Here is a 13,953-nt window from a genome sequence, read left to right as displayed (position 1 = left end):
AAAGAAAATGAGTAAATCAATAGAAAACCAAAAGGAATTTGGGATCTCTACTTGGGCAGTAAAGAACCGTAAAACGGTTTATCTTTTTATTGCCATGATATTGATCGGGGGATTTTCTGCATATCGAAGTATGCCGAAAGAAAATTTTCCTGAATTACAGATTCCTGAAATATATATTGGGATTGCATATCCGGGTAATTCACCTGAATTAATTGCGGATAAGATTACTGATCCTGTAGAAAAAGAATTGAAAACGGTAAAAAATGTAGAAGAGATCAAATCGACTTCTATCGATGGATACGCGACTATCCAAGTAGAGTTCAACTTCAATGTTTCAACAAAAGAAGCTTTGCAGGATGTAAAAGATGCTGTTGACAAAGCGCGAGCAAGTAAAGATTTCCCTACAGATTTACCTGTTGAACCGAATATTTTTGAACTTGATGTTTCGGAAATGCCGATCATGAATATTAACTTATCTGGTGATTATTCTATCGTTCAGCTTAACGAATTTGCTGAAATTCTTGAGGATAAAATTGAGGATTTAACGGAGATATCGGAAGTAGACATCCGTGGAACTCAAGAGCAAGAAATGCAAATAATGGTTGACCCGGGAAAGGCAGAAGTTGTTGATGTTTCATTCACAGATATACAAAATGCCATTGGTAATGAGAATGTTACCATTTCAGGTGGAGAATACCTTGATGGATCTACTAAAAGAACAATACAGATTGATGGTAAATTTAAATCTGCGGAAGAAATAGGTAATGTTATTGTTAAGCAAGAGGATTATAAACCGGTCTATTTAAGAGATATAGCTGAAATTCGTTTTGCCGATGCAGATACGACTTCTTACGCAAGAGAGCGAGGGCAAACTGTTGTTATGCTCGATGTGAAGAAAAGAAGTGGTGAAAACCTGATTGAGGCTTCACAAAAAATCATGGCTATTTTAGATGATGTAAAAGAGTCACGTGTAATTCCTGCCGGTGTCAATATTTCTGTGACAAACGATCAGTCTGGAAAAACGGAAGAAATGGTTTCTAACCTGGAAAATTCAATTATTTTCGGAATATTGCTAGTTGTAGGTGTACTGTTATTCTTTTTAGGTTTAAGAAACTCATTATTTGTTGGTGTAGCCATTCCGCTTTCGATGTTGATGTCATTTCTTATTCTATCCGCAATGGGAGTTACCTTGAATACAATGGTTTTATTCTCCTTAGTACTTGCTTTAGGTATGTTGGTTGATAATGGAATTGTGGTGGTTGAAAATGTTCAACGTTTGATGGAAGAGGGGGTTGATTCTTTCACGGCTGCGCGTAAGGGGGTTGGTGAAGTGGCTTGGCCTATTATTGCTTCAACAGCTACTACTTTAGGAGCCTTTGTTCCTTTAGCTTTATGGCCAGGAATTATTGGTGAATTTATGAAATATTTACCAATCACATTAATAATTGTTTTGGGATCATCTCTTTTCGTTGCGCTTGTAATTAACCCTGTATTAACGGCAATTTACATGAAGGTTGGAGGTGAAAAAGGAACGAAACGCAAACCTTTAATATTTGCTGGAATTTTTATCGTATTAGGATTGCTTTTGATGGCTGTAAGTACCGGTTTTAGTAATTTTTTGATTCTTATAGGGTTATTTATTATCCTCAATATTTTTGTTTTGAGTCCTGCTTCGACATGGTTCCAAGAGAAATTCCTTCCAATTCTTGAAAGCTTTTACGAAAAGTTCCTGAAGTTTGCTCTGTTTAAAAGAAGACCTGTTGTCTTTTTCTTAGGTGTAATTTTCTTACTTTTTGTTTCAATAGGATTAATAGGAGTTTTCACGCCTAAAGTGTTATTCTTTCCAGATAATCAACCAAATTACGTTAATGTGTTTATTGAGCATCCAATAGGAACTGATATTAAAGTAACCAACCAAACTACTTTGGAGGTTGAACGAATTATTAATGAAGAGATTTTACCCAATGAAATTGGAGATACTGTAGGTAAACCATACGATGAATGGATCATCCAATCAATTATTTCTCAAGTTGGGGAAGGGGCCTCAGACAATAGTGGAGGAAATTTATCAATGGGTAATACACCTTATAAAGGGCGTGTGCAGGTTAACTTTTCAGAGTTTAAATACAGAGGAGATTATAATACGGGTAAAATTATGGAGCGTATTTCTGCAGGTTTAAAAAATAAGTTTCCTGCAGATATTAATATAACCGTGGATAAAGATGCTCAAGGACCGCCAACTGCTGCACCAATTAACATTGAAGTGGGGGGAGATGTTGATTATAATCTAGTAATTGAAGAGGCTGAAAAGTTAAGGTTTTTCCTTGATCGTAAAAACGTACCTGGTGTTGAAAAATTGAAGTTGGACGTGGAAACAGGTAAACCGGAGTTAAAAATTGAGGTAGATCGTGATAAGGCGCGTTTGTTTAATACATCAACTGGTCAAATTGCACAAGCAATTCGAACTGCGCTTTTTGGAAATGACATTTCTACCTTTAAAGAAGGTGACGAAACTTATGATATGGTTGTTAGATTCAATGAAGATTCGAGAAATGACCTCGATGCATTAATGAATCAAAAGTTGATTTTTAGAAACAACAAAGGTCAGATGCTGCGTATTCCAATTCGCTCCTTGATCAAAGAACCTAAACCAACCAATACATATAGTTCTGTAAAACATAAAGACTTGATTCCTATTGTTACTGTATTTTCCAATGTATCAGAAGGATACAACGCGAATGAAGTGGTAGCTCAATTAAAAGAATTAGCTGCTGAATATACGATGGATAATGACGTTCTTCCGGGTGTAACTTATGAATTTACAGGTGAACAAGAGGAGCAACAAGAAGAATCTGCATTCTTGGTTCAAGCCTTATTGATTGCTGTATTTATAATATTGTTGGTAATTGTTCTACAATTCAACTCTTTTACAACTCCTGTAATTATTTTACTTGCCGTGTTATTCTCACTCATTGGAGTATTTATTGGAGAAGTAATTTTCCAGTTAGATTTCGTAATAATTATGACAATGATCGGAATTATTTCCTTGGCTGGTGTTGTTGTGAACAATGCGATTGTATTGATTGATTATACGAATTTACTTCGTATGAGGCGTCGAGAAGAACTTGGTTTAAATGAGTTTGAACAACTTCCTTTATCAGAAGTAATTGAGTTTATAATTATTGCAGGTAAAACAAGGTTGCGTCCCGTATTATTGACAGCGATTACAACAGTTCTAGGATTGGTACCACTGGCGATGGGATGGAATATTGATTTTACCACATTGTTGACAGATTTTGACGCGAATTATTATCAAGGAGGAGACAATACGCTGTTCTTTGGACCTATGTCTACGACCATTATTTTTGGATTGACATATGCTACTTTCTTGACACTTGTTATCGTTCCAGTGATGTATTTATTACTTTACAGATTTAAATTATGGTTGTTTAAAATAACGAATACAAAAATGCGCTCAACCATTTAATTAATGTGTATTTTATTACAGATAGGGGAGGATTTCAAATCGAAATTCTCCCTTTTTCGTTTTATACATCCAACGATTCAAGTAAAATATGCGTTTATTATTTAAAGGTTACTTCAATTTAATACGCAACATTAAAGTGACATGGAGTAATGGAAGCATCGGCAAGTATTCCAATTACTTATTCGCTTTTGACAAACATTTTACTATGACAATTAACGAACGAATAAAAGCTGTACATGTTTTGCAGAGGTTTGTGATGATGTCTCGTACATTGTTACCCAGTTTTTCAGAATTAATGGCTAAAGAAAATTTAACGAAAGCAGAACAACGAAAAGTCCTTCGAATTAGAGAAGTCTACGAATCTTTTCATGCGAGCCCACAAGTATCAATAGAGCTTGTAAATTCCAATATTTTTCAATTGATTTATGAAGTTTACAAGATTGGATTGTTAAATAAGGGACAAACACCCCAAACTTTTTATATCTATAATGCTTTTTTACAAGAAGCTGATCGTTTAATTACAATTTGGAATAAGCAAAGGTTGAATTAAATCTTTTTGGTTTACAAGAATGAAAGTCCTTTTTATCAGGCAATTTCGTTGGTTTTTATATATTTGGTCCAAATACAAATACCAATTGATATGAATGTTTTAAACCTATTTAAATCAAAAGAAAAAAGGCAGAATTGTATCGAGGATGAAAATTTTTTCTTGGGTTTGTATCAAACCGAATACAGTCGATTAACAGAGCAGAATCAAGTTTATTTAGATTATACGGGAGGTGGGCTATATGCTGCATCGCAAATATTAAAACATCAAACTTACTTATTGAATCATGTTTTAGGCAATCCGCATTCGTCAAATCCGACATCAAAATTATCTACAGAACGGGTAGAGGAGGCTCGTCAAGCTGTAATAGAATATTTTAATGCTGATGATTATTTTTGTGTTTTTACCCCCAATGCGAGTGGTGCTTTAAAAATTATTGGCGAATCTTATCCATTTTCAAAAGAAGCACACTTTACGCTGTTGATGGATAATCACAATTCGGTTAATGGAATTCGTGAATTTGCGGATAAAAAGGGGGCATCATTTGAGTTTGTAGATGTTAATGATTCTGATTTAACAATAAATGAGGAGCTCTTAGAAAAAAGGTTAAAAGCATATCCTGATAAAAAAATAAAATTATTTGGCTTTCCAGCACAATCTAATGTTTCAGGAGTAAAGCACGATTTAACTTGGGTAAAGATAGCAAAAGATCAGGGTTGGGATGTTTTATTGGATGCAGCCGCCTTTGTACCTACTTCTAAGCTTGATCTTAAAGAAGTTCAACCTTGTTTTGTCACAATGTCATTCTATAAAATCTTCGGTTATCCAACAGGGCTTGGTTGCTTACTGATTCGAAAAGATAAATTTGAAAAACTGTTAAAGCCTTGGTTTGCAGGAGGAACGGTATCGATGGTTTCGAACGTTGTCAATCGCTTTTATTTGATGAAAAATCATGAACGATTTGAAGATGGTACGATTAATTATCTAGATATACCTGCTGTAAAAATAGGTTTAGACTATATTCAAACAATCGGTATTGAAAGGATTTCCAAAAGAATTTACAATTTAAGAACGTATCTCTGTCAGTCTTTAAGGGAATTAAAACACCATAATGGGGAGGATATGATTACGGTTTATGGACCGACAACTCATGATTCAATTGGTGGAACAGTCATATTTAATGTAAAAGATAATTTAGGGAAAATGATTCCATTTTATCATGTTGAGCAAGCAGCAAACCAATTAAACATTTCTATCCGTTCGGGGTGTTTTTGTAATCCCGGTCTTGATGAAATTAATCATCATGTATCTGCCTGTGAAATTGATAGTTTTTACGAGCATACAGAAAATCCCAATATAGAATCAGCGTTGACTTTCTTTAGCAATAAACGCGGTGCTGTTCGTGTATCTGTTGGGATACCAACAAGACAGGTAGACTTAGACAAATTCATTGAGTTTATCCGTGCTACCTATCAAAAGTAGACTTATTATTGATAATTTTTTAACTCATCCATTATTAAATCCGCTGTTACGGGCTTAACGACAAAATTTTGAACTTCATCGTAGTTTTTAGCCTTTAGGATATCTTCGGGATTGTTTGAACTTGTTATAATTAAAATGACGATTTTCTCTTCAATATCAAGTTGTGTAAATTCATCCAAAAAGTCCCAACCGTCCCAGATAGGCATATTTAAATCCAATAAAATTAAATCTGGTAGTTGCTCTTTACTTTCATGTATTGCTTTTAATGCTTCAAAGGCTTCTTTACCGTTCTTATAGGAAGTAATGGTATCGAACATTTTTGTTTTTTCTAACTCATCTGTTGTCACAAAAATGTGAACTGGATCGTCGTCTATGATACAAGCTAGATCAATTTTCTTCATATTTCAAATAAATGTGGAATGTTGTCCCTTTGTTTAATTCACTCGATACTTCTACGTGACCTCCAATTGCTTCAATTTGATTTTTGGTAATGAATAATCCGATTCCTCTTGCATCCTCATGTTCATGAAATGTTTTGTACATTCCAAATAGTTTAGAACCATGCCTTTTCATGTCAATACCAACGCCATTATCTTCAATGTGTAGCACCAAAAAGTTACGTTTGTACGAAGTGTAAATTTTTATATAACTGTCTCTTTCTTTCGAGCTGTATTTAATCGCATTCGTTAAGAAATTCAACAATATGCTATCTAAATATGCTGCGACCCCGAATATAGTAAGGTTTTTTGGAACTTCGTTAATGATTTTAATATTCTCTTCATTGGCCTTGAATTGAACAGTGCTAATGGCATTATCTAGAGCATGACCTAAATGAATAGGGTCGAGTTGTTTTAGTTCATTAGCATTTAGCATAGCAACCTCAGATAAATGAGCAATTGTTTCCTCCAAGTTGATGGATGATTTACTTATGAGATCTGTTACTTTGTGATGCTCAATTGAAGGGAATTCTTTAATGAGAATCTTTAATAAAGTAGATAAATTACCAGAATGACTTCGTAGATTGTGTGATACAATATAGGCAAAGTTTTTCAATCGTTCATTTTGCCGCTTTGTCAGGTTCAATACCAATTTTAGTTCCTCTTCAGTTTTCTTGATTTGGCTCAGATTTGCGGCCACTAGAAGTAATCCTTTAAATTCATCATCATTAATAATCGGCGTAATATTTGCGTAGACTTGAAAATCTTCACCATTCTTATGCTGGAAAGTTAATTCTTGGGCTTCATTGGTTCCCTCTTCAGCAATTGTTTTTAGAATTTCAAACATTGAAAGGTCTGACTGTAAGCTCTCTTCGAAAAAAGAGTTATTTGATAATATTTCTTCTTTATTTTTAATGAAGTTTGGACTGGTTTCTCCACTAACATCATCAGCAGTATAACCTAGTAGATTTTGTGCTCCTTTATTAAAAGTGTGAATTCTACCAAAAGCATCTGTTCCAATAATCGCTACTTCAGTACTGGCATCTAGAATTGCTTGATTTTTTGATGCAAGTTCATGCAATGCCATTTCGGCACGTTTAGCTGCTGAAATATCAACAATTTGCGAAACAAAATGTGATAAGTTTCCGTCCATATCTCTCACCATAGAAACGGATAGAATAACGTAAACTAATCTACCGGTTTTATGAAAATACCGCTTTTCAATTTGATAATGGTCGATTTTTCCCTCAACTAAGCCTTCCAAGTGCTTTAAATCAATTTCTAAATCATCAGGATGCGTGATATCCTGGAAGGTTATTTTTAGCAATTCCTCCCGCTCGTAACCTACAATATCTAGTACTTTTTCATTGACCCGAAGCCATTCACCTTTTAAGCCTACAAGAGCCATACCAATACCCGCGAATTCAAAACTTCCTCTAAAGGTTTCTTCACTTAAACTAAGTTGCCTTACAGCTTGTTTTCGTTCGGTTATTAAATAGCGAATAGCGATATACTGATATATTTTGCCCGATCTATTTTTTATTGGATGAATAACAGTATCTACCCAATAAAGAGATCCATCTTTCTTACGGTTGCATACTTCTTCTCTCCAAACTTCACCAGCTGCAATAGTCTTCCACATTTTTACCCAAAAATCTTTGGGATGATATCCAGAGTTGATTAATTTGTGTGATTGACCAATAAGCTCTTCTTCTTTATAGCCAGATGTTTCACAAAAAATACTATTGGCATATATAATTGTGCCTTCGACATCCGTAAAACTAACCAGCGTGTTTTTGTTTAACGACGACATAATCGCATTATTCCGCTCGGTTAGGGTTTGAATTAATTGCTTTTCTTTTATTGATTCTGTTATATCTTTAGCTGAGATATAAATTAAGTTGTTATCTGGGTTTGCTTGCCACTCTAATGTTCGATATTCACCTTCTTTATTTCTAAAACGAACATTCAAATTGCGAATCTTTTGTAACTTATTTAACTTTGATACCGCTAATCGCGTTTTTTCACGATCATCGGGGTGCAGAAAATCAAACACTTTTTTACCGACTAAATCTTCATCATTGTAATCAAGAAGAATATTCCATTGTTTATTGATATTGATACATGTACCTCGATTGTCGGCTATTAATAATAAATCGAGGTTATTTTCAAAATAATTTTCAAATTGACGGCTTTTTTCAACAGTTTTATAGCGTTCCCTTCTTAGCTCAAGAAGGTTCATTACTTGCCGACCTAAACTCTTTAAGTTGTCTTTTTGTTCATGATTTAGCTTTTTCGGCTGGTCATCAATCGCACACAAAGTACCTATAGCTTGACCATCCTCTGAAACTAAAGGTACTCCAGCATAAAAGATAACATGAGGATCACCTGTAACTAAAGGGTTATCATGAAATCGTTCGTCTTTTCGGGCATCTTCAACAGAAAGAATCTTTTCGGGCTCGTTAATGGCATGCGCACAAAAAGCTAATTCCCTTGGAGTTTGGCGCGCATCTAATCCATGATGTGATAAAAACCACTGTCTATCTTTATCCACTAAACTGATTAATGCTACTTTAGTTCCACATATTGATGCCAGCATCTTTGTGATAAAATCGAAATCATCCTGCTCTAATGTGTCTAAAATTTTATACGATTCTAAGGTATTTAGTCTTTCATCTTCGTCTTTAGGAATGGTTGGGCCTATCATTATCAAATTTGCTTATTAATCATTTTAAGGCTTATCAGCCTATTGCAATATAATAAATTCAAATTTTAATTTGAACAAGAAATGAAAACTTATTTTCCTTTTCCCTTAAAGATTATTGCTACTGTGTAGAACATTATTTTGATATCAAGGGCAATAGACATATTTCGAATGTATAGTAGGTCGTATTTCATTCGTTGAAGCATTTGTTCAACATTTTCTGCATATCCAAATTTTACCTGCCCCCAAGAAGTAATGCCAGGCCTCACTTTATGTAAGTATAAATATTGGGGATCGTGGTTGGAAATCTTGTCTATAAAATATTGTCTTTCAGGGCGCGGACCAACTAAAGACATTTCACCAATGAGTACATTCCAGAATTGAGGGAATTCATCCAATCTCGTTTTTCTTAAAAATTTACCAACGTTGGTTATCCGGTTGTCATGAGTGCTAGATAGTTTCGGTCCATCTTTTTCAGCGTTGACAAACATTGTTCGATACTTAATAATATTAAATGGTTTACGGTCTTTCCCAATTCGCTCTTGTAAGAAAAAAATTGGACCTTTGGAACTGAATTTAACGGCTATGGCAAGAATTATATAGACAGGAATTAGTAAAATTAATGCAAAGCCAGAAATTATTATGTCTAAAATTCTTTTGGTGGCCACCTGCCAATCAGGCATATTATTATTGTTGGTAGTTAACAAAAGAGCTCCAAAAATACTTGACATTGAGACCTGTCCAGATAGAATATCATAAGCGTCAGGGATAAGGTTTATTCTAATGTTATATCCTGAGAGCTTGGTGATGATTTTTTTAAGTCGCTCATGATCAGAGCTTTCAATTGCGATTATAACCTCCGCTACTGAGGTTGATTTAAGGATTTTATCAATGTCTTCGATATGTCCTAAAAGTGGAAGACTTTTTTCTAAATCAAAGTCATTACCATTAATGTTTACAAATCCAATAAAGTGGTGGCCTGAGGCTGGTTTTAATTGTTTAAGTTCATCATAAAGTTCAACTGCGCGGACACTTCCACCAATCATTATCGTATTAAACCCAATTTTTCCTTTGTGAATTTTTTTTACATGAATTGAGGTAATAATAAAACGAGGAATAAGGGTAATGAAAAAATGAAGTAAAAATAGAACAATGAATAATTTATAATATTGTTGGTAAAGCAAGAGATGGCCAAAATCATCTAGAATTATGGAGAAAAAAACGATTATTACACCGACAATGGTTCCAAAAAGGGTCTGTTTAATTGTTTTAAGTCTATAATGTCGCAAAACATTATGATATGTACCTTGCAGAGCATAAATGAATATCCAAAAAAAGGGAAGGGTAAAAATTCCAAGAAAAAAACCTTTTTTAAAAACAATATCAGTGTGTTCTATAGTCGTTATCCTATAAATGTAAAAAAGATACCACACCAATGCGGCGGTTAAAAAATCGATTAAGACAAGGGTAAGTGACCTTTTTTTAAAATTCATTTAGCGTATACTACTTTGATATTGTCTATGTATATGTTTCCTTCAGAAATATTATCGTCAAGTGAAGCTAAAAGGTAAAATTCATGACTCACTGAATTACTATAGGCACTAACATCTTCGCTCAAATTGATGTAGATTTTTTTCCAAACTTCTTGTCCGTTGTCTTGAGGGTTAAGTATAACGAGAGGTGTGTGTTCTTGAACAGTACCATCTATAAATCCAGAAATTACACCAGTGGCTATCGAATTATTATTTCTATAGTCTATTTCTAAAAAGACTTCTTTTGATTTTGGTAGAATTAAGCTCTCCTGTGTACTGCCGGCATATAGGGTATCATTACCTTGAAGGGTAATTAAACCACATTTGTCACCATATTTCACTATTTCTGGTTGTTCTGCTTTCGTTACGAACCGAATGTTGGTGTCAGAAGTTGGTCCCTTCACAAATGCTATTCCGGCACTTTCAAAATCTTCAATAAATGCGAATCCGGTAGCACTTGAATAGGCCGTTTTGGGTTCAAAAATTAAAGTGTCATGGTACGTTAGAGTAGCCGTTTCTTCAAAACTTGTATAAAATGGGTACCGCATTCTTGAACTAGAAATCCCGTTGTTTTTTATGCCTGGATAAATGACAAATTCATGCTCACCATCTGCCAAAACAGGGAATTTACAAGGAAGTTCATAGACACCCAAAGCTTTGCCATCCATAAAAACCCAAGCATCAGTTATATTGTGGCTGTTAGCCCCTTCTTCAACTTCATTTGTAGTAAGTGTGAAAGCATCAATTCGCACCCAAGACGGAGTAGTGTCTACCTTCTTACAACCAAGAATTACAATAAGGATAATTGCTGTAGTGAGTAACTTTCTAATCATTTGAAAATATTACGGTTCTTTAATCAAAACGCAAAAAAACATTAAATATTTTCTTTAATCAAATTTCCATTTAACTTTAATTTCTCCATAATCTGTAATGCTACATTTAAAGCACTTTCACCATCTTCAATTGAGACGATTGGAGTAGTGTCATTTTCAATAGATTGAGCAAAAGTATCAAGCTCTTCTTTTATTGCATTACTAGTTAAAACTTCTGGTTTAAAAATTTCTATTTTCTTTTTTGATTTTCCTTCACCTAAATCAAAAACAATGTCAAAAGGGTCGGGTTCGGAAGTTAACGTTGTCATTTTAACGACCTCCGATTCTTTTGTTAAGAAGTCTATGGAGATATATGCGTCCTTTTGAAAGAATCTCGATTTACGCATATTTTTCAATGATATTCTAGAAGCAGTTAGGTTGGCCACACAACCATTATCAAACTCTATTCTGGCGTTTGTTATATCAGGAGTCTCACTAACAACAGCAACTCCAGATGCGCTAATCCTTTTTACCGTAGATTTTACCGTACTTAATATAATGTCAAGATCGTGAATCATTAAGTCTAAAACTACTGGAACGTCGGTTCCTCTTGGGTTATATTGCGCCAATCGATGCGTTTCAATAAACATGGGGTTTGATATGTACGGTACCGCATTTTTAAATGCCGGGTTAAACCGTTCTACATGACCAACTTGAACTTTAACATCGGCTTCTTGAGCTAATTCACGTAATTTTCGAGCTTCTTCTGCCGTCTGCGTTACAGGTTTTTCAATAAAAACATGTTTCGACTGCCGAATAGCACTTGCAGCAATATCGAAATGAGAGACTGTGGGTGTTACAATGTCAATGACATCAACCGCTTGAATTAAATCCTGAATGTCTTCAAATCGCTTTATTCCCAGCTCATTTATTCCAAATTTTGCGTTCGAATCATTTGGATCATAAAAGCCAACAAACTCAAATTTATTATTTAGTTCCAATATTAATTTTGCGTGAATTTTTCCTAAATGCCCCAGCCCAAATAATCCAATTTTTAACATATTGCTATTTTATTTATTGTTGTCCACAATGCAACTACTGTGGATGTTGCAAAGATATAGTCAATTTGAATATAGAAATACGAATTGGTATCATCTTATTAACAGTTGTAGTTTAATTTTAATAATTGACTTTGATGTTCCATATATCAACACTATTTTAGTTGAAGGATAAATAAAAACATATAGTGTTGATGGAAAAGAAGTCAAACGTTTACGATCGTCGAGAGTTTATATCATTTTTAGGCAAGGCTTCAGTGGGGCTTACAATAATACCTCCATTCTTAGCCGGCTGTGGAAATAACACAACACCCTTAAAAAAAGTCAAAAACGATGAAAATTATTTTAATCGTCTTAAAAAAATAGAGGTTAAAGGTATAAAACCTACCGACAAAGACGATTTATTATTGGCGCAAGGATTAAGTTATCATGTGGTGTTAAGTTGGGGAGAAAAGATAAATGAAAAAGATACTTTCGGATTTAATAATGACTTCAATTGTTTTATTCCAATATCCGATGACAACCCCAATGACGGACTGTTGTGGGTGAACCATGAATATGTAAATCCATTGTTTGTGTCAGGATTTAATCGTAACGAATTAAAAAATCCAAGTGAACATCGCACAGTCGATCAAGTGAATAAGGAAATGTACAATGTTGGCGGTTCGATCGTTCGTGTTCAAAAAGTGAATGGAAAATGGAAACCGATTCTTAATGATCCGCGCAATAGAAGAATAACGGGACACACAAAAATTAAATTCAATTGGGATGAGCCCATTTATGGAGCGAAAGAGGCTATAGGTACCAATAGTAATTGTTCTGGAGGTATTACACCATGGAATACTTTTTTAACTTGTGAGGAAAATTATGATAGTTTTTTTGGAGAACGTGAATTTGATGCACAAAATGTAGCCTCTAAAAGAATGAGCAGCATGGGTTGGGATTTATTTTATGATTTTCCACCCGAACATTATGGTTGGGTTGTGGAAGTTAATCCGCAAAACGGAAAAGCTCTTAAACACGTGGCTTTGGGAAGGTTTGCACATGAATGTTGTACTTTGTTTGAATTGCAAGATAAACGCATTGTGGCTTATTCGGGTGATGATAAGAATGATGAACACCTTTATAAATTCATTTCATCTAAACCCGGCTCATTGAAAGAAGGAACTCTTTATGTGGCTGATACAATCAATGGAATATGGATACCAATGGTGTGGGAAACTCAGTCAAAATTGCAGGAAAGATTCACTAATCAAACCGAAGTTTTAATAAGAGCACGAGAAGCTGCAAAAATTTTAGGAGCCACTCCATTAAATCGCCCAGAGGATATCGAAATAGATCCTATTACTGGCCATATTTTTGTTTCTCTTACAAATAATAAAGCTAAGGGAGATTTTCATGGTTCGATTTTAAAAATTGAAGAAGACAAAGGGGCATACGATGCACTTTCTTTCAAAGCATCAACATACAAGGCAGGAGGAGAAGCGAATGGATTTTCTTGTCCAGATAATTTGGCTTTTGATTTAGCAGGAAATCTTTGGATTACTTCTGATATTTCAGGAACATCAATGAATCATCCTGAAAAACCTTATAATTCATTTAAAAATAACGGCTTATTTGTGATTCCTCGCTACGGTGAACGGGAAGGAGAGGTTATTCAAGTCGCTTCAGCTCCAACAGATGCAGAATTGACTGGTCCATGGTTTGCTCCTGACGGGAAAACTCTTTTTTTAAGTGTTCAACATCCTGGGGAACTATCAGAAAGTATTGAAAAAACTACCAGTAAATGGCCATTTGATGCTGATGGAATTCCTAAACCATCTGTTGTAGCAATTACGGGTGAACTACTTGAAAAGCTCACACATTATAACTACTTAAAGTAACAAAGTCTTTT

The 13,953-nt window shown here is 34.5% G+C and carries 9 protein-coding genes; 4 read left to right on the top strand and 5 right to left on the bottom strand.

The annotated features are described in order from the left end of the window. Positions 1-7 precede the first annotated feature (7 nt). From A8143_RS13090 to A8143_RS13080, 3 genes are all read left to right on the top strand, one after another. Positions 8-3,487, top strand: a complete 3,480-nt coding sequence (locus A8143_RS13090; RefSeq protein ID WP_066759247.1) for an efflux RND transporter permease subunit — start codon at positions 8-10, stop codon at positions 3,485-3,487. An 88-nt stretch (positions 3,488-3,575) separates the two neighbouring features. Continuing rightward, positions 3,576-4,037, top strand: a complete 462-nt coding sequence (locus tag A8143_RS13085; RefSeq protein WP_066759245.1) for a hypothetical protein — start codon at positions 3,576-3,578, stop codon at positions 4,035-4,037. A 90-nt stretch (positions 4,038-4,127) separates the two neighbouring features. Beyond that, positions 4,128-5,516, top strand: a complete 1,389-nt coding sequence (locus tag A8143_RS13080) for an aminotransferase class V-fold PLP-dependent enzyme (protein WP_066759371.1) — start codon at positions 4,128-4,130, stop codon at positions 5,514-5,516. Between the two features lie 5 nt (positions 5,517-5,521). On the opposite strand, the gene A8143_RS13075 is transcribed toward A8143_RS13080, so the two are convergent. The 5 genes from A8143_RS13075 to A8143_RS13055 all read right to left on the bottom strand — a co-directional run bounded on the left by A8143_RS13075 (position 5,522) and on the right by A8143_RS13055 (position 12,062). Further along, the gene (locus tag A8143_RS13075; RefSeq protein ID WP_066759243.1) at positions 5,522-5,917 is read right to left on the bottom strand and encodes a response regulator; all 396 of its coding nucleotides are present in this window, start codon (positions 5,915-5,917) and stop codon (positions 5,522-5,524) included. Continuing rightward, entirely contained in the window at positions 5,904-8,660 is a 2,757-nt protein-coding gene (locus A8143_RS13070; protein ID WP_066759242.1) for a PAS domain S-box protein, read from the bottom strand. The genes A8143_RS13075 and A8143_RS13070 overlap by 14 nt, the downstream gene beginning before the upstream one ends. A gap of 89 nt (positions 8,661-8,749) precedes the next feature. Beyond that, a complete protein-coding gene (locus tag A8143_RS13065; protein WP_066759240.1) occupies positions 8,750-10,150 on the bottom strand; it encodes a sugar transferase in 1,401 nt (466 codons plus the stop codon). Then, positions 10,147-11,022, bottom strand: a complete 876-nt coding sequence (locus A8143_RS13060) for a hypothetical protein (protein WP_066759238.1) — start codon at positions 11,020-11,022, stop codon at positions 10,147-10,149. The genes A8143_RS13065 and A8143_RS13060 overlap by 4 nt, the downstream gene beginning before the upstream one ends. Before the next feature lie 41 nt (positions 11,023-11,063). Further along, positions 11,064-12,062, bottom strand: coding sequence for a Gfo/Idh/MocA family protein (locus tag A8143_RS13055; RefSeq protein ID WP_066759236.1), 999 nt, complete (start codon positions 12,060-12,062; stop codon positions 11,064-11,066). Positions 12,063-12,253: 191 nt separating this feature from the next. Between A8143_RS13055 and A8143_RS13050 the strand changes: the two genes are divergently transcribed. Next, on the top strand, positions 12,254-13,942 hold the full coding sequence (locus A8143_RS13050; protein ID WP_066759235.1) for a PhoX family protein: 1,689 nt from the start codon (positions 12,254-12,256) through the stop codon (positions 13,940-13,942). Positions 13,943-13,953: the final 11 nt, after the last annotated feature.

Origin of the sequence: Crocinitomix algicola (genome assembly GCF_001661595.2) — a bacterium.
GTDB lineage: Bacteria > Bacteroidota > Bacteroidia > Flavobacteriales_D > Crocinitomicaceae > Crocinitomix > Crocinitomix algicola.
This window is presented reverse-complemented; position numbering and strand designations above follow the sequence as displayed.

Bases quoted from the DNA above. Each gene is read 5' to 3' on its own strand.
- A8143_RS13090 (WP_066759247.1), top strand. From the start codon at position 8: ATGAGTAAATCAATAGAAAACCAAAAGGAATTTGGGATCTCTACTTGG.
- A8143_RS13085 (WP_066759245.1), top strand. From the start codon at position 3,576: ATGCGTTTATTATTTAAAGGTTACTTCAATTTAATACGCAACATTAAA.
- A8143_RS13080 (WP_066759371.1), top strand. From the start codon at position 4,128: ATGAATGTTTTAAACCTATTTAAATCAAAAGAAAAAAGGCAGAATTGT.
- A8143_RS13075 (WP_066759243.1), bottom strand. From the start codon at position 5,917: ATGAAGAAAATTGATCTAGCTTGTATCATAGACGACGATCCAGTTCAC.
- A8143_RS13070 (WP_066759242.1), bottom strand. From the start codon at position 8,660: ATGATAGGCCCAACCATTCCTAAAGACGAAGATGAAAGACTAAATACC.
- A8143_RS13065 (WP_066759240.1), bottom strand. From the start codon at position 10,150: ATGAATTTTAAAAAAAGGTCACTTACCCTTGTCTTAATCGATTTTTTA.
- A8143_RS13060 (WP_066759238.1), bottom strand. From the start codon at position 11,022: ATGATTAGAAAGTTACTCACTACAGCAATTATCCTTATTGTAATTCTT.
- A8143_RS13055 (WP_066759236.1), bottom strand. From the start codon at position 12,062: ATGTTAAAAATTGGATTATTTGGGCTGGGGCATTTAGGAAAAATTCAC.
- A8143_RS13050 (WP_066759235.1), top strand. From the start codon at position 12,254: ATGGAAAAGAAGTCAAACGTTTACGATCGTCGAGAGTTTATATCATTT.